This window comes from Clostridium sp. CX1, from assembly GCF_025398335.1.
In the GTDB taxonomy this organism is placed as follows: Bacteria; Bacillota; Clostridia; order Clostridiales; family Clostridiaceae; genus Clostridium_AM; species Clostridium_AM tanneri.
The window spans coordinates 214,859-240,846 of record NZ_JAODOO010000002.1 but is presented as its reverse complement, the minus strand read 5'-3'; the positions used below and the strand labels follow the sequence as shown (position 1 = coordinate 240,846).

The 25,988-nt window shown below is 30.7% G+C and carries 27 protein-coding genes; 23 read left to right on the top strand and 4 right to left on the bottom strand.

Translation table 11 applies throughout. The features are described from left to right. Nucleotides 1–11 precede the first annotated feature (11 nt). The 4 genes from N4T77_RS03080 to ppaX all read left to right on the top strand — a co-directional run bounded on the left by N4T77_RS03080 (nt 12) and on the right by ppaX (nt 5,031). On the top strand, nt 12–686 hold the full coding sequence (locus N4T77_RS03080) for a response regulator transcription factor (RefSeq protein WP_261670270.1): 675 nt from the start codon (nt 12–14) through the stop codon (nt 684–686). Then, a complete protein-coding gene (locus N4T77_RS03075) occupies nt 683–2,188 on the top strand; it encodes a cell wall metabolism sensor histidine kinase WalK (protein ID WP_261670269.1) in 1,506 nt (501 codons plus the stop codon). Before N4T77_RS03080 ends, N4T77_RS03075 begins: the two co-directional genes overlap by 4 nt. A 142-nt stretch (nt 2,189–2,330) precedes the next feature. After that, nucleotides 2,331–4,226, top strand: a complete 1,896-nt coding sequence (locus N4T77_RS03070) for an LTA synthase family protein (RefSeq protein WP_261670268.1) — start codon at nt 2,331–2,333, stop codon at nt 4,224–4,226. Between the two features lie 151 nt (nt 4,227–4,377). Then, nucleotides 4,378–5,031 (top strand): pyrophosphatase PpaX, encoded by a 654-nt coding sequence (gene ppaX / locus N4T77_RS03065; protein WP_261670267.1) that lies wholly within the window; start codon nt 4,378–4,380, stop codon nt 5,029–5,031. An 85-nt stretch (nt 5,032–5,116) separates the two neighbouring features. Here the strand turns inward: ppaX and N4T77_RS03060 are convergent, their stop codons facing one another. Further along, nucleotides 5,117–5,554 (bottom strand): hypothetical protein, encoded by a 438-nt coding sequence (locus tag N4T77_RS03060; protein ID WP_261670266.1) that lies wholly within the window; start codon nt 5,552–5,554, stop codon nt 5,117–5,119. 250 nt (nt 5,555–5,804) lie between these two features. On the opposite strand from N4T77_RS03060, the gene N4T77_RS03055 reads away from it, so the two are divergent. Continuing rightward, complete coding sequence (locus N4T77_RS03055; protein WP_261670265.1) at nt 5,805–6,233, top strand: hypothetical protein; 429 nt, start codon at nt 5,805–5,807, stop codon at nt 6,231–6,233. A gap of 82 nt (nt 6,234–6,315) precedes the next feature. Further along, complete coding sequence (locus N4T77_RS03050; RefSeq protein ID WP_261670264.1) at nt 6,316–7,236, top strand: patatin-like phospholipase family protein; 921 nt, start codon at nt 6,316–6,318, stop codon at nt 7,234–7,236. A gap of 106 nt (nt 7,237–7,342) precedes the next feature. Here N4T77_RS03050 and N4T77_RS20265 read toward each other — a convergent pair whose 3' ends face one another. Beyond that, nucleotides 7,343–7,510: a hypothetical protein gene (locus tag N4T77_RS20265; protein ID WP_261670263.1), complete on the bottom strand. Its 168-nt coding sequence runs from the start codon at nt 7,508–7,510 to the stop codon at nt 7,343–7,345. Between the two features lie 1,051 nt (nt 7,511–8,561). On the opposite strand from N4T77_RS20265, the gene N4T77_RS03040 reads away from it, so the two are divergent. From N4T77_RS03040 to N4T77_RS03000, 9 genes are all read left to right on the top strand, one after another. Further along, nucleotides 8,562–9,821 carry an FAD-dependent oxidoreductase gene (locus tag N4T77_RS03040; RefSeq protein WP_261670262.1) on the top strand — a complete coding sequence of 420 codons (1,260 nt, stop codon included), beginning with the start codon at nt 8,562–8,564 and terminating at the stop codon, nt 9,819–9,821. Beyond that, nucleotides 9,821–11,059: an NAD-dependent dihydropyrimidine dehydrogenase subunit PreA gene (preA, locus tag N4T77_RS03035; RefSeq protein ID WP_261670261.1), complete on the top strand. Its 1,239-nt coding sequence runs from the start codon at nt 9,821–9,823 to the stop codon at nt 11,057–11,059. The genes N4T77_RS03040 and preA overlap by 1 nt, the downstream gene beginning before the upstream one ends. Nucleotides 11,060–11,087: 28 nt before the next feature. Beyond that, nucleotides 11,088–11,597, top strand: coding sequence for a DUF1097 domain-containing protein (locus tag N4T77_RS03030; RefSeq protein WP_261670260.1), 510 nt, complete (start codon nt 11,088–11,090; stop codon nt 11,595–11,597). 144 nt (nt 11,598–11,741) lie between these two features. Next, a complete protein-coding gene (gene hydA, locus N4T77_RS03025) occupies nt 11,742–13,127 on the top strand; it encodes a dihydropyrimidinase (RefSeq protein WP_261670259.1) in 1,386 nt (461 codons plus the stop codon). A gap of 314 nt (nt 13,128–13,441) precedes the next feature. Continuing rightward, nucleotides 13,442–13,915, top strand: coding sequence for an NUDIX domain-containing protein (locus N4T77_RS03020; protein WP_261670258.1), 474 nt, complete (start codon nt 13,442–13,444; stop codon nt 13,913–13,915). Between the two features lie 115 nt (nt 13,916–14,030). After that, nucleotides 14,031–14,918: a potassium channel family protein gene (locus N4T77_RS03015; RefSeq protein ID WP_261670257.1), complete on the top strand. Its 888-nt coding sequence runs from the start codon at nt 14,031–14,033 to the stop codon at nt 14,916–14,918. Between the two features lie 73 nt (nt 14,919–14,991). Beyond that, nucleotides 14,992–16,176 (top strand): alanyl-tRNA editing protein, encoded by a 1,185-nt coding sequence (locus N4T77_RS03010; RefSeq protein ID WP_261670256.1) that lies wholly within the window; start codon nt 14,992–14,994, stop codon nt 16,174–16,176. Nucleotides 16,177–16,203: 27 nt separating this feature from the next. Further along, entirely contained in the window at nt 16,204–16,794 is a 591-nt protein-coding gene (locus tag N4T77_RS03005) for a molybdenum cofactor guanylyltransferase (RefSeq protein ID WP_261670255.1), read from the top strand. 17 nt (nt 16,795–16,811) lie between these two features. After that, nucleotides 16,812–17,330, top strand: coding sequence for a hypothetical protein (locus tag N4T77_RS03000; RefSeq protein ID WP_261670254.1), 519 nt, complete (start codon nt 16,812–16,814; stop codon nt 17,328–17,330). Nucleotides 17,331–17,373: 43 nt separating this feature from the next. Here the strand turns inward: N4T77_RS03000 and N4T77_RS02995 are convergent, their stop codons facing one another. Beyond that, nucleotides 17,374–18,129 carry a tRNA threonylcarbamoyladenosine dehydratase gene (locus N4T77_RS02995; RefSeq protein WP_261670253.1) on the bottom strand — a complete coding sequence of 252 codons (756 nt, stop codon included), beginning with the start codon at nt 18,127–18,129 and terminating at the stop codon, nt 17,374–17,376. Between the two features lie 190 nt (nt 18,130–18,319). Here N4T77_RS02995 and N4T77_RS02990 point away from each other — a divergent pair, with 190 nt between their 5' ends. The 3 genes from N4T77_RS02990 (at nt 18,320) to N4T77_RS02980 (ending at nt 20,540) form a co-directional block, all read left to right on the top strand. Further along, entirely contained in the window at nt 18,320–19,150 is an 831-nt protein-coding gene (locus N4T77_RS02990; RefSeq protein ID WP_261670252.1) for a carbon-nitrogen hydrolase family protein, read from the top strand. Between the two features lie 281 nt (nt 19,151–19,431). Next, nucleotides 19,432–19,842: a CidA/LrgA family protein gene (locus tag N4T77_RS02985; RefSeq protein WP_396125081.1), complete on the top strand. Its 411-nt coding sequence runs from the start codon at nt 19,432–19,434 to the stop codon at nt 19,840–19,842. Next, nucleotides 19,839–20,540 (top strand): LrgB family protein, encoded by a 702-nt coding sequence (locus tag N4T77_RS02980; RefSeq protein ID WP_261670251.1) that lies wholly within the window; start codon nt 19,839–19,841, stop codon nt 20,538–20,540. Before N4T77_RS02985 ends, N4T77_RS02980 begins: the two co-directional genes overlap by 4 nt. Before the next feature lie 181 nt (nt 20,541–20,721). Here the strand turns inward: N4T77_RS02980 and yedF are convergent, their stop codons facing one another. After that, complete coding sequence (gene yedF / locus N4T77_RS02975; RefSeq protein WP_261670250.1) at nt 20,722–21,303, bottom strand: sulfurtransferase-like selenium metabolism protein YedF; 582 nt, start codon at nt 21,301–21,303, stop codon at nt 20,722–20,724. Between the two features lie 315 nt (nt 21,304–21,618). Between yedF and N4T77_RS02970 the strand changes: the two genes are divergently transcribed. The 5 genes from N4T77_RS02970 to N4T77_RS02950 all read left to right on the top strand — a co-directional run bounded on the left by N4T77_RS02970 (nt 21,619) and on the right by N4T77_RS02950 (nt 25,959). Then, a complete protein-coding gene (locus N4T77_RS02970) occupies nt 21,619–23,043 on the top strand; it encodes a glycosyltransferase family 2 protein (RefSeq protein WP_261670249.1) in 1,425 nt (474 codons plus the stop codon). Between the two features lie 146 nt (nt 23,044–23,189). Then, the gene (locus N4T77_RS02965; RefSeq protein ID WP_261670248.1) at nt 23,190–23,450 is read left to right on the top strand and encodes a YkuS family protein; all 261 of its coding nucleotides are present in this window, start codon (nt 23,190–23,192) and stop codon (nt 23,448–23,450) included. Between the two features lie 200 nt (nt 23,451–23,650). Then, complete coding sequence (locus tag N4T77_RS02960) at nt 23,651–23,809, top strand: hypothetical protein (RefSeq protein WP_261670247.1); 159 nt, start codon at nt 23,651–23,653, stop codon at nt 23,807–23,809. A 187-nt stretch (nt 23,810–23,996) separates the two neighbouring features. After that, on the top strand, nt 23,997–24,830 hold the full coding sequence (locus tag N4T77_RS02955; protein ID WP_261670246.1) for an SEC-C motif-containing protein: 834 nt from the start codon (nt 23,997–23,999) through the stop codon (nt 24,828–24,830). Between the two features lie 418 nt (nt 24,831–25,248). Further along, a complete protein-coding gene (locus N4T77_RS02950) occupies nt 25,249–25,959 on the top strand; it encodes a pseudouridine synthase (protein WP_261670245.1) in 711 nt (236 codons plus the stop codon). Nucleotides 25,960–25,988: the final 29 nt, after the last annotated feature.

Here is a 25,988-nt window from a genome sequence, read left to right as displayed (position 1 = left end):
GGAGTGAATTTATGAGTAAAACTATACTGATTGTAGATGATGAAGAGAGAATTAGACTTTTGGTGGAGGCGTATTTAAATAAAGATGGCTTTGATGTACTTCATGCTGAGAATGGAAGAGAGGCACTAATTGTTATTGGAAGGAATACTGTAGACTTAGTAATATTAGATATAATGATGCCTATAATGGACGGGTGGACTACTTGCAAGGAAATAAGAAGGTTCTCTGATGTTCCTATAATAATGTTAACAGCTAAAGGCGAAGATGAAGATCAGCTTTTAGGTTTTCAATTAGGAACGGATAGCTATGTAACTAAACCCTTCAGTCCTAAAATTTTGGTTGCAAAGGTAAAAGCTCTCCTAAAAAGAGTATCTAACGGAGAAGCAGAGAATTTAAACTCTTTTGACGGGTTATATATAAGCGAAGAAAGTCATGAAGTAGCAGTTGAGGGAAAAAATATTTACTTATCTCCAAAGGAATTTGAGTTATTATGTTACTTTACTAAAAATAAAGGTATTGTACTTAACAGAGAGAAAATATTAGATACAGTTTGGGGCATGGATTACGAGGGAGATTTAAGAACCGTTGATACCCATATAAAGAGACTTAGAGAAAAGCTTGGAGCTAAGTCATATTTAATAGCTACAATAAGAGGCGCAGGATATAAGTTTGAGGTAAAAAGATGAATATTAGGAAGCTAAGGACTAGTATAACTTGGAAATTATTTAGTATAACTGCCTTAGTGTTTATTATTTTTATAACCAGTACCCTTATTTTTCAATCTCTATTTTTTAGTGAGTTTTATATTAGTAAAAAGAAAAATGATATTCAAAGCGGAATAGAGAAATTTAGAACAGGATACAATAAAACAGATAATGTTGAGAGAGTAACTGAATTAATACTTGATTTTGAAGAAAAACATAATGCTAAAATAGTTGTATTAGATAATAAAGGTAATTTGAAATTCATAACTAGACAAAGTAATGGTAGAACAGACTCATTAATAATAAAACTCCTAAATGAAATAATAAAGGAATGGACAGTGGACACAGATATTCTTTTAAAGATGAAAAATAGCAATAAGCCGATAACTATTATAACAGAAAGAAAGATTAATGAAACTAGAAATATAGTCAGTGCTATTCCTAACAATGAAAGAAAAGAGATTATTTTTGCCGTTTCTTCATTGCAACCTGTAAACGAGGCGTCATTTGTTATTAAAGAATTTTATTTCTACTTCTATATTGCGGCAGTTGTTTTTATTTTAGTTTTATCTCTAATATATTCAAATATGATTTCAAAACCTTTGCTTCAACTGAATGCAGCTGCATCTAAAATAGCTGATCTTGATTTTTCAAGTAAATGCAATATTGAAAGAGAAGATGAAATAGGAAATTTGGCACATACCTTAGACTTTTTATCAGATAACTTAAATACTGCTCTTACATCCTTGAAAGAAGCCAATAATAAATTAGAAAAAGATATACAAAAGGAAAGAAGAATAGAAAAAATGCGAAAGGAATTTGTAGCAGCAGTTTCTCATGAACTTAAAACCCCAATAAGCCTTATAGGAGGCTATGCTGAAGGATTAAAGGATGGTGTTTTTCAAGAAGATAAGGATTACTATATAGATGTTATAATAGATGAAAGTAAGAAGATGGCAGATTTAGTTTCTGATATGTTGGATCTATCTCAAATAGAATCAGGAAATTTTAAGTTAATTAGAGAAGAGTTTTATGTAGAAGAGTTGATTAAAGCAACCTTAAGAAAGTTTACAACACTAATAAAGGAAAAAAATTTGAAAGTAAGTCTTAAAGTAAGTGGTAATACAAGTATATATGCAGATTGGTCAAGAATGGAACAGGTTATTAAAAATTTAATTACCAATGCTATAAGGCATACTGAAGTAAATGGTAATATTATAGTTGCTGTAGAAAACACTAAAGATACCGGAATTTATATTTATGTTGAAAACACAGGTAGCCATATTCCTGAGGATGAAAAGGATAAGATTTGGGATTACTTTTATAAAGTTGATAAGTCGAGAAACAGAAAGCTGGGAGGCACTGGAATTGGCCTTGCTATAGTTAAAAAAATTTTAGATTTGCATGGATACAGTTATGCTGTAGAAAACACAGAGATAGGTGTAAAATTTTATATCAGAATTACAAAGCCTCTAACTGATTAGCTAGAGGACCTTCCTATTAATAAGTTTCTTAACTAGATAGGGCTTGTATACTTTGTTTACAATTTATTAATAAATTTGTCATCTAGATGTCATCAATTGATTATAAGATATATTTGAGATATTTTTAGGAAGGAAGAAGGAAATGAATTTTATAAATGTTAACGACAACAAAGTGACGGAATTCTTACGTAATAATTTAGATTTAATATTATTTCAGTTTATAATGTTTACAAAATTAATGCTATATGCAAAACAAATATCCCCAGATTATTTATATACTAAGGTTTCTCAACCGGTGATAGCATCTATTCTAATATTAACTAGCTTTGCAGTACTGCTTAAAAAGGATAATAGAATAAATTTCTTATATATAATTGATATTATTATAAGTTTTGTGCTAATAGCAGATATATTATATTACAAATATTTTAAGGACATAACCACTTTAGCAGCACTCAGAAATATAAAGCTTCTTGGAGGAGTATCCTCTAGTGTAAGTAGTTTATTGAATCTGAAAGACTTACTTTATTTGATAGATGTCATAATATTAATACCATATGTAAAAGTTTATAAGAAAAATAATATCAGCATTAAGGTTTCTTTAGTTAAAAAACTTTCTGCTTTTATTATAATGTTTTTAATTGGTATATCAATAAATGTAAAATCTGTTTATGCTCTATCAAAGGAACAACCAACTCTTTTAACTTCTATGAGTAACAGAATATATTTAACTAAGATGATAGGAAATATAAACTTTCATGCAGTAGATACCTTTAATTATATAAACACTAATATTAAAAATTCTAAGAAACTTCCTGCAGAGAGAGAAAATGAAATTAAGAATTTTTTATCGGAAAATAACAAGAATACTGGGACAGTTTTAAGAGGAGCAGCGGAAGGAAAAAATTTGATCGTTATACAGGTGGAAGCCCTTCAACAGTTTGTAATAAATAAAAAAGTAAATGGTGAGGAAATAACACCTAATTTAAATAAGTGGATAAATAGAAGCTTGTATTTTGATAATTATTTTTATCAGGTTGCTGGAGGTAATACCTCAGATGCAGAATTCATGACGAATAACTCGTTATATCCTGCGGAATCTGGTGCGGCTTACAGTAGCTATAGTAATAATTACTACAACTCTCTACCAAAGGTGCTAAAGGATAACGGTTATTATACAGCTGCTCTTCATGGTAATAATGAAGGCTTTTGGAATAGAAATGTTATGTATCAAGCTCAAGGCTTTGATGATTTTTATGGACAACATAGTTTTAATATTGATGAGGAAATAGGATTAGGTCTTAGTGATAAATCATTTTTAAATCAGTCTTTAGAAAAACTAAAATCCTTTAAGGAACCATATTATGCTTTTTTAGTTACCTTAACAAGTCATCATCCTTATAATGATGTAGAAAAGTATGGGGACTTTAACGCAGCTGAATATGAAAACTCTCTTTTAGGAAATTATTTAAAGTCAATTCATTATACTGATGAACAATTGGGAATGTTTCTAGATAATTTGGAAAAGGAAGGAATATTGCAAAACTCAATTGTAGTTATTTATGGTGATCATTTTGCTATTCCAAGAGAACAAATAAATGAGCTATACAATTTCGAAAAGATAGATAACGCCAGTGATTTAACTTGGTTCCAGTATCAAAAGGTTCCTATGATTATACATTTTCCGGAAGATGAAAACAAGGGAATAAATCACACTTATTCAGGACAGATGGATTTATACCCGACTTTAGCAAATCTATATAATCTACCTAAGAGCTATATGTTTGGTAAAGATATTCTAAACTCTAATGGGGATAAAGTCCTTTTTAGAAACGGTTCCTTTACTGATGGCAATGTATTCTATATATCATGGACAAATACCTACTATGACATAAAGACTGGAAAGGTAATTGAGGAAACTGAAGAACTAAAGAAGAAAAAGGAAGACTTTTCAAAAGAACTCCAATACTCTGATGAGACATTAAATCAAAATTTGATAAAAAGTTTTAAAGAGGATAGGAAGCTTACGTTAAAGTAGGCTTCCTATCTTCTTTGTTAGCTTGTTGTTTATTATAAGTTATGGTATTATATACTAAAAGTTAGTTCAAATATGCACATATGTAACTAAAGGCTTTATTAAAGTAATTAATAGCCTATAAATATTTAAGAATAAATGCAGGAGGCAATAAATGATCAAAGCAATATTGTTCGATTTAGACGGAACACTTATAAATACTAATGAATTAATTATTGAAAGTTTTCAGTATACTTTCAATAAGCATCTAAATAGAGAGGTATCTAGAGAGGAAATAGTAAGAACCTTTGGCGAGCCGTTAAGGGGTACAATGGCTAATTATGATGAAAAAAGTGCAGATTTGTTAGTTGCTATTTATAGAGAATATAACGAAAAGAAACATGATGAACTTGCATACATATTTGAGGGAGTAAAAGAAGGATTAGTAAACTTAAGAGAAATGGGAGTTAAGCTTGCTATAGTAACCTCAAAGAGGAGAGCTTTAGCAGAGAGAGGGCTCAAATTAATAAATGTGTTTGACTATATGGATGTTATAGTTACACCAGAAGATACACTTAAGCATAAGCCACTAGGTGACCCTGCTGAGAAGGCCTGTGAAATATTAAAGATTAGACCTGATGAGGCAATAATGGTTGGAGATAGCCATAATGATATTCTTTGTGGAAGAAATGCTGGATGCAGCACGGCAATTGTAAAATACACAGCTCTTTCAATGAGGGAGCTAATGGAGCATAAGCCTGACTATGTAATAGACAGTATAGAAGACTTAGTGGGTATATGTAACTCAATAAACAAAAAGGCTATTTAGTTATTCGAATCTAGTAAAATAACTTTCTGTTTTAAGAAGCTATAATTTAGACTTAAATTATAGCTTCTTTTATTAAGAATTTTATTTATAAATCTAAATCTATATCATCGATATGAGTTAAATCCTTTAATCTGTGTGGCAAATCCAAATTTGGAACCTTAAAATCTCCTCCCATTTCTTTAATTATTCCCTTTGCCTTTTCTAATTCAGTTTCTTCAAGGTTTACAATTACCTTGTAGTTAACGTCTATAATTTCCTCAAAACCACCCATACCACTTACCATAGGACTAGCAGCATCTAGAGGTCTTTTAGAAGGATCTTCTATATGTTCTCCTGAGCTTAGTACCATTGCTGATAGATTAGGGGCATTTTCTGTGCCAGGAAATCTAGGTTGTACTCCATTATTAAACTCCACGTAATGATCGTTTATATCTGCTACAGTATTTTTAAAACCTGCACTTTTTAATTGTTCTACAGCTTTGTTTGCATTCTTTATACCGCTGAAAAAAGCTTCTATTTTCATTAATAGTCCTCCTTTGAAGGTAAAATATCCTTAAGGTTATTTTATCACTGGAAAAAGAATATTATTCTAAGGATGAAGTCATTACGAAATTATAAATGATTTATAGATATTGAAAAAATCGGTATTTTTTAATGCTATTCATTAAGGAAAATGATAATGTATTATAGGTAGTAAGAACTGAGATTTTATAAACAATGAAATTTTAGAGTTAAGAAACAAGTAATTTAAATTGAGAAGGGAGATTTTTAAGATGAATTTGTATTATATTTCTGTATTGTTAGTAATAGCTTCTAATGTTTTTTATCATATTTTTCAAAAATCTGTTCCAGAAGCTGCAAATCCGTTAATATCACTTATAGCAACCTATGGTATTGCTTTAATCTTAACGCTGATTTCTTTTTGTATATATCCTTCAGATGTGGGATTTATACAATCCTTTAAAAGATTAAATTGGGCAAGTTATGCTCTAGGCATTACTATTGTAGGATTAGAATTAGGGTTTTTATTAGCTTATAGAGCAGGATGGAACATAAGTTTAGTTGCTCTTTTTACTAATATTTGCGTTACAGTACTATTGATTCCTATTGGGCTGCTATTATATAAGGAGCATATCTCCTTAATAAATTTTGTTGGTATACTTTTAAGTATAGCAGGAGTTATTTGTATATATCAAAAATAGTCTTTTGGTTTTAAATTTTTTCCATTAATCATATAAAGTAATATGTGATAAATTACATATTACTTTATAAGGTGGAGAGAAGATGAAGGTTGATACTGTCTTTGAAGGAGGAGGAGTAAAAGGTATAGGGCTTATAGGAGCAGTATGCTGTTTAGAAGAAAAAGGATATGAATGGAACAGATTTGCAGGAACCTCTGCAGGGGCAATAATTGCTTCTCTGCTAGCGGCAGGTTATTCTGGAAGAGAGCTAAAGGACATCATGATGAATTTAGACTACAAAATATTTTTAGGAAAAAATAAACTTAAGTTAGTTTCTATCGTGTCAAAATCCAGTTCACTTTTAAAGAACAAGGGCATATACTCTGGAGAGCCAATTAGGGATTTTGTAAGGGACTTGCTAATAAAAAAGAATAAAATAAAATTTAGAGATGTAAGTATTAATGGAAAATCAAAACTTAAAATTATTGCTTCAGATATAACACAGAAGAATATGTTAATACTACCGGAGGATATAGCTAGATATGGAATAGATCCCATGGAATTTGAAATTGCTGAGGCTGTTAGAATGAGTTTAAGCATTCCCTTTTATTTTAAACCTATTAAATTTAGTTATAAAGATGGATACAGCTATATAGTAGATGGAGGACTTTTAAGCAATTTTCCTATTTGGATATTTGATGTTCAGGAAATGCCAAGATGGCCTACTTTTGGATTTAAGTTAGTAGAAGAGAGAGTTAGTTATACCTCCACAGGAAAAACAGATTTTATATCCTTTTTGCTAGATGTGGTTAATACAATGATTGATAAAAATGAAGAAATATATATAAAGGATAAGGATGCTGTTAGAACAATTTTTATACCTACTTTAGGAGTTTCCACTACAGATTTTAATATTACAAAAGAAATGAGATTGAAGATTTTTCAATCTGGTTACAAAAGTGCTGAAAAGTTTTTGAATAATTGGAGTTTTTCTGGTTATGTAAAGGAATATAGATCTAAGTAATTAAGAGATGTAGAGTTGTAAATTCTAATAGCAGATAAGGATGAATATAAAAGCATATAAATGATAAGGGTTGGTTTAAGTATAAACCAACCCTTATTTTTTAGAGTTATTCTCCGCAGCCAGAGCAACCGCCGCCGCAGCCGCTTTCTGATTGAACTTCTGTTTCAATACTTAAACCGCCTCTTCCATTTTCGCTGCCACCTTTTAAAGTAAAGCTTCCGAATTGGTTTATTAGATCTTTTTCAACTAAGAATTGCATATCCTTAATTTGCACAACTACATCATCATCTTTTTGTTCATCCAGAACAAGATTAAAAGCTGGGCCGCTTCATCCCATACCTGCTAAATAAATTCTAATTATGTTAGAATTTATATCATTTTCTTTTAGAAGCTCTTTAAATTCTGCGTATGCTATATCGCTCATATTAACAGCTGCCATAAATATTACCTCACTTTTCTTTATATTTTTGGATTTTAGTTAATAATAAATCATATCTAATATTAATTAATAATAATTTTATAACTAAATCATCTATATATTATAATAATATATAATATTAAAGTTTTCAAGTATTATAAAGTAAAATGCAAGCTGCGGAAGATGCTTAATAAAATTAATTTAGTTTATAAAATTACACTATTATTATCTGATTGATAGCAACATAGATACCTGTTTAAAGTTGATAAAAAACAATTATTATGGTTTATGAAGGTAAATATTCGGAAAAAGACAGTAAATGGAATTCTAAAGTTCAAATACTGCAAAAAAGAAACATTAATAACATTTTCTCTTATAATGTTTGTTATTTTACAATCAAACAAAATAGAATATTTTGGAGTAATGTACAATAAAAAGTAGAAAAATTACCATATATTTTCAAAATATATTTAAATATGGTTTAAGAATATATAAAATATATAAAAAATTATAAAATATTTTAAAAAATCGGACGGGATACGTATAATTATATTAAAGAAAATAACAAAATATTGGGTTATAATTACATGGGTATAAATACAATTTAAAACAAAAAATTCAATTAAAAAATAAAAACAAGGAATATCAATTGGTTAAGAGGTGTAAAAAACTTAGAAAAAAATATTTTTATTCGACAAATTATGATTTACAAATCTATTTTTTATTATCTAAATAGAACAAACTCGCAAAATAGCGTAAAATGTAAGAAAATTGTTGTAATTTTCATATAGAAAAATTTTCTTTTTGATGATAAAATATTCACGAAGGCAAGAAAAGAATATATATCCTTCATTCCACAAAACACAAATAAAATATATATACAAATTGAAAGGGGAATAATACACAAATGGAAAAAGAAAAATACTTAGCGGAAACAAAGAAAGCGTTAACACCTCTTTTAGCAATTGAAGAGGCGGCAAGATGTCTTTTATGTCACGATGCACCATGTAGTAAAGCATGTCCAGCAGGAACTGATCCAGCAAAATTCATACGTTCATTACGTTTCAGAAACTTAAAGGGTGCAGTTGAGACTATAAGAACAAACAATCCACTTGGAGCTATATGTTCAAGAGTCTGTCCTTACGACAAGTACTGTGAGGGAGCTTGTAGCAGATGTGGAATAGACAACCCAATTAAAATAGGCGAGTTACAAAGATACTTAACAGATCACGAGCAAGCTATAGGAATGAAAGTAAACGATAAAGTAGAATTAAACAAGGAAAAAGTAGCTGTTATAGGTTCAGGTCCAAGTGGTCTAACAGCAGCAGCAGGCCTTGCATTAAAAGGATACAAAGTAACTGTATTTGAAGAAAAAGACGTTTTAGGTGGATGGTTAAGTTATGGAATTCCTCCTCAAAGATTACCACAAAACGTTGTTGAGAATGAAATAGATTATATAAAAGAGTTAGGCGTAGAATTCAAAACAAACTGCAAAGTTGGAAAAGAAATCAGCGTAGATGCTCTTAGAGCAGATGGATACAAAGCATTCTTAGTATCTTGCGGAATTCAAAAAGGTAAGAATGTAGATGTTAAAGGCGCAGATTTAGAAGGCGTTGTAAATGGAGTAGACTTCTTAGCTGAAGCTAAAACTAAAAAAGGCGAAGTTAAAGTTGGAAGCCATGTAATCGTTATAGGTGGCGGAGACGTTGCTATGGACTGTGCTTCAACAGCAAAACTTCTTGGTGCTGAAGATGTTAAGATTGTTTACAGAAGAACAATTGAAAAAATGCCAGCAAGCACTGAAGAAAGAGAATATATCCAACAACACTTAAACATTCCAGTATTCACAGGATTTAAGCCAGCTGAAATAGTTGGACAAGATGGAAAAGTTACAGCATTAAAAGCTGAGGGAATGTTCGATGCTTCAACTATGGAATTAGCAGCAGATATGGTTATATTTGCAGTAGGACAAGAAGCTGAAGATGTAAAAGCTATAGCAGACCTAGATGCAGCAGATGTATTTGCAGCAGGAGATATCGTAGAAGATGACAAGACTGTTGTACAAGCAGTAGCATCAGGAAAAGTAGCTGTAGAAAAAATCGAAGCTTATTTAACAGGAAAATCAGGATTAGACGAAGTAGCATCAGTTAAGGAGGTTGTAAAATAATGAAAAAGAAAGATCTTTCAATAGAATTTTGTGGAGTTAAATTTGAAAATCCATTCCTTTTAGCATCATCACCAGTTGGAAACAACTATGAAATGTGTGCTAAAGCTTTAGAAACTGGCTGGGGCGGAATTGTATTCAAGACTGTAAACTCAGAAAAAATGATAGAGGTTTCACCACGTTTTGACGCAACTAGAAAAGAAGGAACTCCTTTCGTAGGATTCAAAAACATGGAGCAAGTTGCAGAGCATTCATTAGAAGAAAACTTAAGAGACATGAAGAAACTTAAAGAAAACTATCCAAATAAAGTTCTTATAGCTTCAATAATGGGAGCTAGTGAAGAAGAGTGGACAAGACTTGCTCAACAAGTTACTGAAATAGGAGCAGATATAATAGAGTGTAACTTCTCATGTCCTCAAATGACAACTCACGCTATGGGTTCAGACGTTGGACAAAACCCAGAATTAGTTAAAAAATATTCTGCAGCAGTAAGAAAAGGAACTCATCTTCCAGTACTTGCTAAAATGACTCCAAACATAGGAAACATGGAAGTACCAGCAAGAGCTGCTATTGAAGGTGGAGCTACAGGTATAGCTGCAATCAATACAATAAAATGTATAACTGGAGTTGACTTTGATAAGAGAGTTGGTCTTCCAATAGTAAACGGAAAATCATCAATATCAGGATACTCAGGTAAAGCTGTAAAACCAATCGCATTAAGATTCATAACTCAATTAAAACAAGATCCAGCTCTTAAAGATGTTCCAGTAAGTGGTATCGGTGGAGTTGAAACTTGGGAAGATGCTCTTGAATTCATAATGCTTGGATCAGGAACAGTTCAAGTTACTACATCTATCATGCAATATGGATACAGAGTTGTAGAAGACATGATCAGCGGATTACAATACTTCATGGAAGAAAAAGGTGTTGATAGCCTACAAGAATTAGTTGGTTGTGCATTAGGTAATATGGTACCAGCTGAAAACTTAGATAGAGATTATATAGTATATCCAGACTTCAACCATGACAAGTGTATCGGTTGTGGAAGATGTTATATTTCATGTTTCGATGGAGGACACCAAGCTGTAGTTTGGGATTCAGAAACAAGAAAACCTTCAGTTAACAAAGATAACTGTGTAGGATGTCACTTATGTGCATTAGTATGCCCTATCGAAAAATGCATAACTAAAGGTGAAGTTGTATTTAAAGACTTTGGAGTAGAAAGAGAAATAGCTCTTTAATAAAGAGTTATAATAAAGGGGAGTTTTTATGAGTGGAATAATGTCAGGTGCTATTAGCATGGGGATACTTGCATGGATATGGTCCAATTTTAGTACCGCAATAGGCGTACAAGCTTGGGCTGGATTCATGGGAACCACAACATATTATGGAGTTGGTTCTGCACTTGGAGAACGTTTCGTTAAGGGATGGCTAAGAGGCATATTTGTAAACATGGTAGGAGTAGCATGGGCTATCTTCTGTGTAGAGGCTTCAAACGTACTTCATATTCCAAATATAGTTGCTATTATGACAGGTGTTATCTCCTTCGGAATAGTTGCAGAAGCTAAATGGAAGCACTTAATGTTCGTGCCAGGTGTATATATAGGATGTTCAACTACTTTTGGTATGATGGCTTTAGGACACTCCTACTTAGATACGGCAGCAGTTCTTTTAATGGGATCTGTAGTAGGATTAGTCTCAGATGCCGGTGGTGCTTGGTTAGAAAAAATTACTAACAAAAACAAAAAAGTTGTAGAAAACGCTGAGCAACAAGCATAATATTTATCTAACTATTCATCCATATGAGGTAAGAAATTACCCCATATGGATGAATTTATAAATCTGACTAATAACTCTCGATAATTTTACTAAAATCCTTCAATTATCATATAAGATGTATTCTTTATTAGGGGGGAATTTAAAATGAGTAAATATGATTTAGTAGTAAAAGGAGGAACTGTAGTAACAGCTTCCGATACTTTTAAAGCGGACTTAGGTATAAAAGATGAGAAAATAATTGAAATTGGAATAGATTTATGTACAGAGGGAGCAGAGGTAGTTGATGCTGCTGGTAAATATGTTTTCCCTGGTGGAATAGATCCACACACTCACATGGATATGCCATTTGGCGGAACATACTCTAGTGACGACTTTAAAACTGGTACTATAGCAGCTGCTTGCGGCGGAACGACAACTATAGTGGACTTTGCTATCCAACAAAACGGAAAAACGCTAAAGGATGCTACAGAAACTTGGCGTGAAAAAGCAGATGGAAAAGCTGTAATTGACTATGGTATTCACATAAGCGTTACAGATTTAAACGACAACGTTTTAAATGAAATGCCAGAAATAATCAAACAAGGATATACAAGCTTTAAAATGTTTATGACATATGATGGCTTAAGAGTAGATGATGGCACAATTATAAGAACTTTAATGAAGGTTAACGAAAATGGTGGACTTGCTTGCGTACACGCAGAAAACTACTATGTAATTGATTACCTTACTAAAAAGTTCAAAGCAGAAGGAAAGGGAGAGCCAATATATCACGCACTATCCCGTCCAGATTTAGCTGAAGGAGAAGCAGCTGGCAGAGCTATTAAGCTTGCTAAAATTGCTAATGCGCCTCTTTGCATAGTTCATAATAGCTGTGAAGCATCTGTTTCTGAAATAGCTCGTGCTAGAGCAGAAGGATATCCAATAATTGGTGAAACTTGTCCTCAATATCTATTATTATCAGAGGACAACTATAGAGAACCAGATTTCAATGGAGCTAAATATGTAATGTCACCTCCATTAAGAGATAAGAAAAACTGGCCTACAATGTGGAAGGCTTTAAAAGATAACACAGTGCAATTTGTGGCTACAGACCACTGCCCATTCTTCATGGAGCAAAAGGAAATGGGAAAAGAGTTCTTTGCACAAATTCCAAATGGAGCTCCAGGAGTAGAGCTTAGAATGTCCCTAATGTACACTTATGGTGTAGCTGAAGGAAGATTTGACTTAAACAGATTCGTTCAGGTAACTTCTACAAATGCTGCTAAAGTATATGGTATGTATCCTCAAAAAGGAACTATAGCAGTTGGAAGTGATGCTGATATAGTAGTATTTGATCCAAATGTAGATATTACAGTTACTCAACCAATGCTTCATGAAAATGTTGACTACACACCTTATGAAGGCTTTAAGTTAAAAGGTGCTCCAGTAGTTACAGTAAGCAGAGGAACAGTAGTTGCTAAAGATGGTCAATTTGTAGGAAAAGAAGGAGCAGGTAAGTTCATTAAGAGAGGTGCTCCAATACTAATATAGTGATAACGAAGTTATAGTGAAATTCTCTATTAATGCTCTTAAACCCTATAAAGAACATTTAAAAGTGAAACTTTCACTTTCAAAATATTAATATTAATAATTTTAACTTCGTTATTCTCAAGACTAGGATGGTTGAAAAAAACCTTAAATAACACTAACTCTCAGAAGAAAATTATAATTTGGAAATATTTAAGCCCTCTAGCTATTGAGCTAGGGGGTTTTTTAATTGAATTAATAAAATACTAATACTGTATTTATACTAAGATTATTTTACATGGTAAAATTACTGTATATAGAGGGAGGAGATATAAATTATGAAAATTAGAACTAGAGCAGCTGCTATAATTTTAGATGACTTAAATAGAGTTCTTCTTGTTAAGCATAGAGACCCAGATACCGGTGAAACTTGGTGGACGTTACCTGGCGGCGGTATAGAGGCAGGAGAAAGTGCAGTAGAGGCATTAATAAGAGAAGTTAAAGAAGAATGTGGAATTAAGTGTATTCCAAAGGATTTAGTCTATGTTAGAGAATATGTAGAATGGCATAAGGAAACTCATCATATATCTCTTTTTTTTACTGCTGCAGCATTGGATTATAATATAAACATTGGTATTGATCCAGAATTTTCAATAGATAAACAATTTATTATAGATACAGCCTTTCTATCTGAAGAAGAGATCAGAATTACTTCAATTGATGTGTACCCTGAAATCCTTAGAGATGTTTTTTGGGAGGATTTTAAAAAAGGTTTTTGTGGACATAAAGTTTATCTTGGTCAGCAGAAATAAAAGAATTTTTCATTTTAAATTAATAATGTTACTTTTGAGAGAATATCAATATCTTGTAACTAATAAAATTTTATAAGACTATAAATGAAGCAGAATTCATTTAAGGAGATTAAATATGAATTTATTAGATATTATCAGTAATATGAGAAAGAGAAGTTTGTTAACTATACTTGGTATTCTCTACTTAAGTACATTAATCACCTTTGGCATAATATACTGGAAAATTGCCAATATTTCTTCTGGAGAGTTTTTTGTATTTCAGAATGATATTAATATAAATACAAAGGTTACTGCCTTTAAAAAGGCTCTTAAATTAAATATTAATAATAGAGAATTTAATAATACTATAGCGGATTTAATTGTTTCAGAAGAATACAGAAGACCTATAGTGAAACTGGAAGACACGGAACATAAAAAGGAGAAGAATTTTAACGTTTTTACCTTTGAGAATCCACTAGGCGAGATTTGGGCTAATTATTATTATCTATCGCTTCAAGGTAAAGGAATAACTCATATGAAGGTGGAAAGCTGTGAAGAGCAATTTGTAAGTAGTAAATTTAGCTGTTATAAATTAAAAATATCTCTATATAAAGTTATTAGTAATGATAAAAATGATAGTTTCATTCTTTATAATAAGAGCAACAAAATGAAAAAGATAAATAATATGGTAATCTGGGTTAAAGATTATCCTAAAATAGAGGAGGAGTTTTTTAAAAAAGGCAGCTATTTTTATCCTCTAAGTTTTTATTTTACAAACCTTATGGAAAACTCTGTTTCATTTCCCGATGATAGTCCTTTAGTTTTAAAGGGAGTAGCAAATGGAAGTTTTAAATATCCACTTTGGAATTTTATGTATTTTAGTGCAGTAACTATAACTACCCTTGGCTATGGAGATATTTTACCTAACTCCACATTGGTAAGAATATTAGTGATGTTTGAAACGACTTTTGGCGTAGTTATTATTGGTATGTTTGCTTCCTGTCTTTTTTGGAACAAAATTTAAAATTACTGTTTCAAAAAATGGGGATAGAAGGTAGAATAATATTATATGGAAAACTAGAGAGGAGCTGTTAACGTTGACAGAAAAATTATTTTATGAAAATCCTTACTTAAGGGAGTGTGAATCAGAAGTAGAAGAGATAGTACCTAAGGATGATAAGTTTTTGTTAGTTTTAAATAAAACAATATTTTACCCTGAAGGTGGAGGACAGCCTTCAGATATTGGTGAAATTGATGGTGCAGCAGTAGAATATGTTTTTGAAAAAGAAGGAGTTATTTATCATAGAGTGACTAAGGCTCCAAAAGACAAAAAAGTCTTTTGCAAAATTGATTTTGAAAGACGATTTGATCATATGCAGCAGCATAGTGGAGAACATTTGTTAACTGGAGCAATTTTTAATTTGTATAAAGGAAACAATAAAGGATTTCATCTAGGAGAGGAATATGTAACTATAGATATTGATATACCTTTAGAAGATATGACAGAGGAAATGCTTCTTAAAGCGGAAGAAACAGTAAACTCTTTCATATATAAAAATCAGGAGATACGTACATATGTGGTTTCAAAGGAAGAAAGTGAAAAACTACCATTAAGAAAAAGAATTAATGTAGACGAAGATTTAAGAATAGTAGAAGCTGAGAATATGGATTGCTGTCCTTGCTGCGGAACCCATGTAATTAGAACTGGAGAAGTAGGAGTAGTTAAAATAATAAAGACTGAAAGATATAAAGGAATGACTAGAATATATTTCAAATGTGGAAATAGAGCTCTAAAGGATTTTCAAAATAAACATAACATAATAACAAAACTAAATAGGCTTTTTTCGTCAGATGAAAATAACTTGGTACAGAGAGTTGAAAATCAAGCTGCAGATTTTGAAAGAGTCAGTAGAGAACTAAATAAGCTAAGAAGAATACTTGCTGTAAGAGAAGTAGAACACATAGTTAAAGAAGATAGTTCAAAGATCTATGTTGGAAAATATGAAGATAGAAGCTTTGAAGAAATACAGCTATTAGGAACAGCTTTTGAAGGAAAGGATAGAATAATAATTTTAGGTTCACTATGTGATTTAAAGCTGCTATTTAATAACAATACTGGACTTGATGTTAACTGTGGTAAAATCTTCAAAGATAACATTAAAGAATTTAACGGAAAAGGTGGCGGCAACGGTAAAAAGGCTCAGGGAACTTTTACTAGCAAAGAAGATTTAGTTAATTTTATGAATTTTTTAAGTTCATACTTAGAAAGTAATACATACTAATGGTACAGATAGGAACGGGGGGATAAAGTGAAAAGACTTGGAACAGCAGTTATCCTATGTGGTGGTAAGAGCAGTAGAATGGGATTTGATAAAAGTAAGCTAAAATTAGGCAATAAACTTCTTTTAGAAATAGTGGCAGAGAAACTAGAGGGCCTATTTGAAGAGGTACTACTTGTAGCGGAAAGAAAAGATAAGTTTGTAGGGTTAAGGTATACTGTATTAGAGGATTTAAAGAAGGAATATGGTCCAGCAGGAGGGATTTACACCGGCTTAAAGCATGCTTCATCTCAGTATGTGTTTTTTTTAGCCTGTGATATGCCTATTGTAAATATAGAATACATAGAATCTATGATGGAGAATTTAAGACACAATGATTACGATGGTGTTATTCCAAGACGTAATAATTGGGTTGAACCTCTTCATGCTTTCTATTCCCAAAGTTTAATTGGAGACTTTGAGAAGGGAATAATGGAAAATAATTTAGTTTTGTACGATATAATTAGAAATTCAAATATACTATACATTCCAGAAGAAGTTACAAAAGAGTATGATCCTAATATGGAGATGTTCTGTAACTTAAATTATGTAGATGACTTAAAAATACTAGAAAAAATATAAACTTAGAAGGGAATTAGGTGAATATATTGAGTTTTGAAAAAATGCTGCTTATAGTTTTAATTATTGCCTCTATTTCGCAACTTTACTTGTCTTTTATTAAAGGAAGGGCTCCTAGGAAGGATAATGGAGAAATTTTATTAAGATTATCGGCATCGGATATAAAAAGGAAGTTCTTAGCAATACTTTTCTTAGGACTAATGGGGTATTTTGTATATGTGATAATAACAGGATATTTTACTGCCTTAGGCGTAATGATTGTAGTTTATTTTCTATTAAGTATTTATGATTTTAGTAAAGAAAAAGTAGTTACTGATAAGGGTATAGGACAAAAGAGCCTATACAGTAATGTATACTATAACTTTAGTTACTGGAAGGATATAGAGGAATGGCATTGGTCCGATAAAAAAGAAAATCAGTTGTTATTTAAAATAAAAATAAAGGATAGAGTAGAGACTAAGGACTGGCAAGTATCTTCCTTAGAAAAAGAAAAAATAGAGGAGCTTTTTAAAAATTATATAGGAAATGATTCTCAGTAAAATAAAAAACCGCAAATAAATATTTGCGGTTTTTAGTTATAACTTATTTGGCAATAATATCTTTAACTACTTCGCCACCTATAATCATACCTGCTACTGGAGGAACAAAGGATATGCTTCCAGGAATTTGTCTCTTTGCAGTACATTTTTTACTTCCGCTAGTACATACGCAGCCTTCCTTACAGGTAATAACTTCACCTTGTTTAGGCTTCATAGGCATTTCTTCAGAATACAGCACTTTTAAAGTTTTAATTCCTCTCTTTCTAAGCTCATATCTCATAACTTTCGCAAGAGGACAAATCTTTGTATCATATATATCTGCTACTCTAAATTGAGTAGGGTCTAACTTATTCCCTGTACCCATACAGCTAATTATGTCAATATTATGTTCTTTGCACCAAAGAACTAGAGCAATCTTTGAGGAAACTGTATCTATTGCATCTACTACGTAATCAGCGTCTAATGGTATTATTTCATCTATATTATCTGCTTTAACAAAAGTTTGATGAATATCAACCTTGCATTTAGGATTGATTTTTAAAGCCCTTTCTTTTAAAAGCTCAACTTTTGACTTGCCTATAGTATCAAAAGTGGCGTGTATTTGTCTATTTAAGTTAGTTAAACATACCGTATCATCATCTATTAATATAAGATGTCCAACTCCAGCTCTTACTAGTGCTTCGAAGGTAAAACTACCTACACCACCTAAACCAAAGATGACAACTGTACTGTCTTTTAGCTTCTCTAAGGATTCCTTACCAATTAATAATTCAGTTCTTGAAAGTGAGTGTTGTCCCATAGTATATCTCCTTTATATATTAAATTTACTGCATTTAAAGTAGACTGTTGCTACAATACATATAAAATCAATTTATTGCTTCACGTAAATAGTATATAATAACAAAATTAAAAGTCAATACAATAGAGTTAAATATAATATAAGATTGATGGTATAATATTCCTATGAATAAAAAGGAGGAGAGTATAAAATGAATACTTTAAAAATAGGGCTGTGTCAAATGATGGTAGTAAAAAGTACAAAAGAGGAAAATACAAAAAAGGCTCAAAACATGATATGTGAAGCAGCAGATAAAGGAGCTAAAATTGTAGCTCTTCCAGAGATGTTTAACTGCCCTTATAATAATAAACATTTTAGAGAATATGCTGAAGCTTTCCCAGAAGGAGAGACAATAAAAATGCTTTCTTCTACTGCTAAAGATAAAAATATATATTTAATAGGAGGCTCAATTCCAGAGATAGAGGATGATAAAATTTACAATACTTCTTTTATATTCGATAATAAAGGGGAATTAATAGGCAAACATAGAAAGGTTCATTTATTTGATATTGACATTAAAAATGGAGTTAGATTTATGGAATCAGAAGTATTATCTAGTGGCAGTGATATTACTTTAGTTGATTCACCTTGGGGAAAAGTAGGTGTAGCTATTTGCTATGATATAAGATTTCCGGAGATTATAAGAATAATGGCTTTAAAAGGAGCTAAAATTATCTTTATACCAGCGGCTTTTAATATGACTACAGGGCTTGCTCATTGGGAGACTCTATTTAAGTCCAGAGCATTAGATAATCAGTTATATATAGCAGGCATATCTCCAGCTAGAAATACTAATTATTCTTATGTAGCTTATGGAAATTCCTTAATAACTAACCCTTGGGGAGATATTGCTGCAAAGTTAGATGAAAAAGAAGGAATATTGATTCAGGATATAGATCTAGAGTATATAGATGAAATAAGAGACTCTTTGCCGTTATTAAAGCACAGGAGAGGGGATCTATATAATTTAGATTTATTATAAGATTACTAAAAAGTTATAATAAATAGAACATTATCTGATTAAGTATTACTATTATTTTCAGGAAGTATAGACAAAGAACAGATAATTGCTGCAAGTATATATTTTAAGCACATAACCATAATTATGAATGTTATTTTATAAAGCAATATTCATAGTTATGGTTTATTTATTATAAGAAGTGCATTTTTATTCAGAAAATTTTCTATAGTACACCTTTTCTAAAAAAATCCTTTTACTTAAAAAAAGGGTGTATATTATTTATAGACATTAATCAAAAGATAATGAAAAAATATACTGATAACTTTAGAGAAATAGAATTTAGCAGGAAAAGAGGTTTTGTTATGAAAATTATAAGGCAGTTAGCTATTATACTTATAATTTGTTTTCTAGGAGAATTGCTTAGAAGGGTCCTAAATTTAACGGTACCTGGTAATGTAATGGGAATGATAATCTTACTGATGCTATTATGTACTGGCATAATCAAAGTTGAAATGATTGAAGATATAAGCAAGTTTTTGTTAGATCATCTAGCTTTCTTTTTCTTACCAGCAGGAGTTGGTCTTATAGCTTCCATAGCGCTAATTAAAGACTATTGGTACTATGTCTTAATAATAGCCTTTATATCTACAGTAGTTGTTATGGTAGTTACGGGAATAACAGTACAACTATTTAAAAGGAGAGAATCGAGATGAGAGAACTAATTTCTACACCTATCTTTGGTATTATGATATCTTTAATAGCATTTGAAATAGGATGTATTTTGTATAAAAAGACTAAGATTCCTATTTTAAACCCCTTGTTTACTAGTATAATCATGGTGATGTGCTTTTTAACTATTTTTAACATTAATGTTTCAGACTATGATAAGGGAGGACAATTTATTTCCTTTTTCCTATCTCCAGCTACGGTGATACTAGCAGTACCGTTGTATAAAAAGATTAAACTTTTGAAAGCTTACGCATTACCAATAGTTGCTGGAATAACTGCAGGATCTTTAGTTGGAATTATAACAGTTATTTTTTTATGTCATTTATTCGGTATATCAAAACCTTTAGATATTTCAATGATACCTAAATCCATAACAGTACCTATAGGAGTAGAGGTCTCCAAGCAGTTAGGTGGAATACCTTCTATTACAGTGGCAGCTATTATAATTACAGGAATAATGGGAGCTGTTGTAGGACCTTATGTATGCAAGCTATTCAAAATAGAAGATAAGGTAGCAGTAGGAGTAGCCATAGGAACCGCTTCTCATGCTGTAGGCACAACAAAGGCTATTGAATTAGGGGAAGTGGAAGGGGCAATGAGCAGTTTATCCATAGGACTAGCAGGTATTATAACAGTTTTTATTGCACCAGTTATAACTAAAATATTTGAAAATTTTATATAAATGAAGTACTAAATTAAGTGAATCTTTATCAAAGCTTTGGAAGCTAAATAATTTTAGTATAATAATTAAATTAAAAAATAGATGTATGAAAAACAATTATTTTCATACATCTATTTTTTAGTTATCTGTTATAGAATATTATAGTATATATAAATATTCCTCATCTAAGCTAAGTTTAATCTTATAGCTTAATTGTATTATCTGATGAATTCATCTTTTCAACTATAGTGTACATATTAGTTATTTCACCTACTGCTAGTTTATCTTTTAGATTATAAAAATCAAGACAAGTTCCACAGCTAAAAACATTTACTCCTCTTTCCTTAAGTTTCATTATACTCTCTAAACAATCAGAACCTTCCACAGTAAGCTTAACGCCAGCATTTAAAAAGAGTAGATCTGATGGAATAGAATCACTTTCTGATAAAGCATAGAAATAGCTTTTCATAAGCATAGATCCTAATATATCATCGCCTTCTCCTAGTCTGTCACTTCCAACTAAAATAGTAAGCTTCTTTTCATTTAAATCCATGTCTTTACAGGAACAATTCTCTTTAGTTATGTTTACATGGAATAAACCGTTATTTTCTTCTACCTTCCATTTAAAACCGTTACTTTCAGCAAATTTGGAAACATTATTCTTAGCTACTTCGTTATCCACTATAATTGTAGCCTCTCCTTCTTCAATTCCATCAAAATACTTTTTAGTATGTATAACAGGTTCTGGACATTTTAAACCTTTACAATCAATTAAGTTTCTCATATTATTACCACCTTTTTAAAACAATTTTATTGTAGGATTATATATTATATAATTGGGTAAAGTATATACAGATAAAGATAGAGAATAGTACAACCTACATAAATTATAGCACAACTAAAATGCTGACATTATAATATTTATAAATAGAAGTTCTTTTAACTATAAGTTTTGTTTATAAGTAGAAAATTGAAAAATTAATAGTCAGAAAATTACGACAACTAGGTAAAAATGAAAAATTTGTGGTATTATGATATACGGTATTTTATGTCTACGTGGAAAAAATAAGACACTATAAATAAGGAAAGGGTTTTTTTAATGAATCAATTTATATCTAGTTTTACATTTATTTTTCAAATATCAGTTTTTGCAATTACAATGTACTATCTACTCCTTTCATTGTTTGGACTTTATAAAAAGGAAGACAAAGGAGCAGAAAATTGTGCACCTAAAAAAACTTTTGCACTACTTGTTGCAGCTCACAATGAGGAGATGGTTGTAGGGAAAATTATAGAAAGTCTTAAAGAAATAGACTATCCTAAAGAAATGTATGATATCTTTGTTATTGCTGATAACTGCGATGATAGTACAGCTAGCATTGCTAACAGTTATGGAGTTAATGTTCATGAAAGAAAGGTTCCAGACAAGAGAGGTAAGGGATATGCTCTGGAATGGATGTTTGATAGAATATTTAAAATGGACAAAAAATATGATGCTATAGCAATTTTTGATGCAGATAATTTAATTTCTAAAAACTTTCTAAAAGAAATGAACTATAAGATGCAGCAGGGATATAAGGTAGTTCAAGGGTACATAGATAGCAAAAATCCAAATGATTCATGGATCACACAATCTTATTCTATTTCTTTCTGGACTGCAAACAGACTGTTTCAATTAGCAAGAGCAAATCTTGGACTATCTAACCAGATAGGTGGAACAGGGTTTTGTATGGACACTGAAATTCTTAGAAAACTTGGATGGGGGGCAACCTGTCTTACAGAGGATTTAGAATTTACTTGTAAGCTTGTGTTAAATGGACATAAAGTAGGTTGGGCACATAATGCAATAGTTTATGATGAAAAACCTTTAACTTTGAAACAATCTTGGAATCAGAGAAAAAGATGGATGCAGGGATTTACAGATGTATCTTCGAGATTTTTCTCAAAGTTACTTAAAAAGGCTGTTAAGGATAAAAGCTTTACAGCGTTAGACTGTGCATTATATACAATACAGCCCTTTGTAACAATATTAATAGGTTTGTCTGCAGTGCTTACTATGATGCAGGTTAACACTAAAGATGGTTTAAACATATTTGTTATAAATGATTTGTTTAACAATGTCTTTGGTAGTGTTTTTGGAAGCATTATATGGAAGACCTTCAGTATTATTCAGTTTATTTTTACACCTTTAATAATGCTCCTAGAGAATAAACTTTCAAAGAAAATGTTTATTACCTTTGGTTTATATTCTCTAAATGTAATAATACTTTCATACCTATATGGTGGTCAACCAACCTTTATAGAAATGCTTATAGGGAATATTGCGTATATTGGTACTTTCATAGTAATGATTCGTATGATAGGTGGAAAGAATCCTCTTAAACTATTTGTTTGGTACTTATTATACGGAATATATACTTTAACTTGGATTCCAATAACTATTCAAGGGATAATAGATAAAGATAAAAAAGAGTGGAGTCATACGAAGCATATAAGACAAATAAGTATTCAAGATGTTGAATAAAAAGAGTTCTTAAGTAGCACACTGGTGTTATTTAAGAACTCTTTTTTAGTTTAAATTCATGTAACAATAAAAATGTTAAGATTTTGATATTGCTACTATGAATTATTTTCTGTTTTTTGTGAAAAATATACTTGGAGGTGATAGAAATGAAAAAGGTAGCTGTAGAAAAAGGACTAGGCACAGTAGGAAACTATTTATCCAAAAATGGGTATAGTGTTGAGGAATTTGAGATAAACAGTACTGAAAATTCTTCTTTTTACGATCAATTTGATGCAGTAGTAGTAACAGGGCAGAGCATAAATGTTATGGGCTATTCAGACACTACAACAAGAACACCACAGATTATTGCTGATGGTCAAACAGCAGAAGAAATAAAAAGCCAACTTGAAAACATAGTTACAAAATAAAATTAATCTAAATCACTATGGATAAGATAGGGTTAAAAATAGGTGTAAACTTTAAAGATAAAGTAAGTTTGCATCTATCTTTTTTAACTAATGCTATACAACATATTAATTATTATGTAAATCAAATTTAATGTAAACTACAAATAATATTTATACTTATATTCATATTAATAAATTAAAACTAAAGGATGGTGTAAATTGTGGCTAATTCAAAGGAAAAAATTAATACTTATGAGGAAACAAGAGACTATGCCATTAATCTTTTCAGTAAAGGAATGTGCATGGGAGAAGTTATGAAAAAGACAAATATGACAGAGGAAGAAATAGCAAAATTCAGAGATGAATTAGATAAAGATTAAAAAAATCCTTGTACCTATTGGTATAGGGATTTTTTTAATAGTTTTATTTTTAAATTATAGTAACCTACTTGTAAAAACATTAAATATTATTATAAAATACAAGTAGAAATTATTTAAAATTTGTAGAATAGATATGCTAAAATAAACCTTAAATCATTATTTTAGCGTACAGTTGAAGAGGTGTACTATGGAGGGAAAACTATATACAAAGGAGAAAAGGATCAAAATATCACCAGAGAACCATTGTTTTTGTGGCAGTGGCTTGAAATTTAAAAATTGCTGTATGAAAAATAATAGTGAATATAAAACTTTAGGTAGAAATTATAGAGATGAAGAGATAGTTTTTAACTATAGTAAAAGCAGCAATAACTATGATAAAGTATCAGAATTTCTGTTGCAAGATATTATAGATAAAGAATTAAGCTTGAGTAAGGGAAAAGACTACTTAAAATATATGTACAAGGCTGCAGATGAAGGTGCTGAGGATTTTACTAAGTACGCGCCCTGTAGAAAGGGATGCAGTCACTGCTGCCATATCTATATGGATTGCACAGCTATAGAGGCAGAATTAATAAGAGAATATGTCATAAATAATTTTGATGGTGACAAAATTAATGAACTTAAAAATAAGATAAATGCAACCATAATGGAGGTTCCAAGCTTTAAGGAAATTAAAGAAAGGAAAGAGGAGGTAGTAGAACTTTTCAGTGAAAAAAATATACCCTGTATTTTTTTAGATGAAGATGGGGGATGCTCTATATATGAGGTTAGACCACTAAATTGTAGAAAGTTTATTACATTTTCAGATTCAACTTACTGTGAGAAAAAAGAAGAAGTGGTTAAACCCAATATAGCTATAAATAACATTGTTCAATATTCTATAAACCACCTTTCCGTGAATGTTACACGATTTAAAAGACTTAAAGCTTTTTCAGAGGATTATTTAGAAGAGAGAGCTATATATAAAGCTCTTCAGTATTGGTTTAAAGATGGATTTAATGATATAAATAGAGAAGCCTAACGTAGGTTAATATACTAAATGTTAGTATAGATAACTTTCACTAGAATCCTTTAGGAGGAAAAGAACAAAAGAAGTTTTATTTAGCTTAAAATTTCTTTTGTTCTTTTATTAATTAAGTATAATTACATATTAAATATTATGTAAATAAAACTAAAAGTAAACTTATAAAAAACAATCTAAATTTGATTATTGTACTATATCTATATAAAATGGTTTTATAAATATAAGTTAAAAAGCTTAATGTATCTATAGATTTACCGATACCCTTTAGAATTATATTTATAAAAAAAAGAAATAATATTATTAACCACTATTTAAATATGAATTGGAAAAATCTTTCTTGCGGATATTTAAAATTAATTATAAATTAGTATAGTAAATAGTTAAATAAAATTCATATAAGAAGGCAGGTGATATTATGGAAGAAAGACTACAAAAATACATGGCCTCCTGTGGAGTAGCTTCTAGAAGAAAGTGTGAAGAAATCATACAGCAGGGGAGAGTAAAGGTTAATAATAATGTAATTTATGAATTAGGGTTTAAGGTAGACAGTGAAAAAGATGTTGTAGTAGTAGATGGAAAAACAATTAAAAAAGAAGAAAGAAAAGTATACATAGCACTAAATAAACCAGTTGGATATGTATCTACTGTAAAGGATGAAAAAGGAAGGAAAACAATTTTAGATTTGGTAGAAGTTGATGAGAGAGTATATCCTATAGGTAGATTAGACTATGATACCTCAGGTTTGATCTTACTTACTAATGATGGTGAAGTATATAATAAAATAATTCACCCCAGGGAAGAAAAAAACAAAGTATATGTTGCTATAGTTAAGGGAATTCCATCAGACATCCAAATAGAAAGGTTTAAGAAGGGTTTGGACATAGGAGGATATATAACATCTAATGCGGACTTTAAAATATTAAATAGGTATAAAGATTCTTCAGAAGTTCAAATTACAATACATGAAGGAAAAAATAGACAAATAAGAAGAATGTGTGAAGTGATAAAACATCCTGTAATAAAGTTAAGAAGAATACAGATAGGAAAGATTAAACTTGGCAGCTTACAAGAAGGCCAGTGGAGATACTTAGATGTTGATGAAATTGAATACATTAAAACCTTATAGACTTATATGATAATTGTAGGCATGTAGGT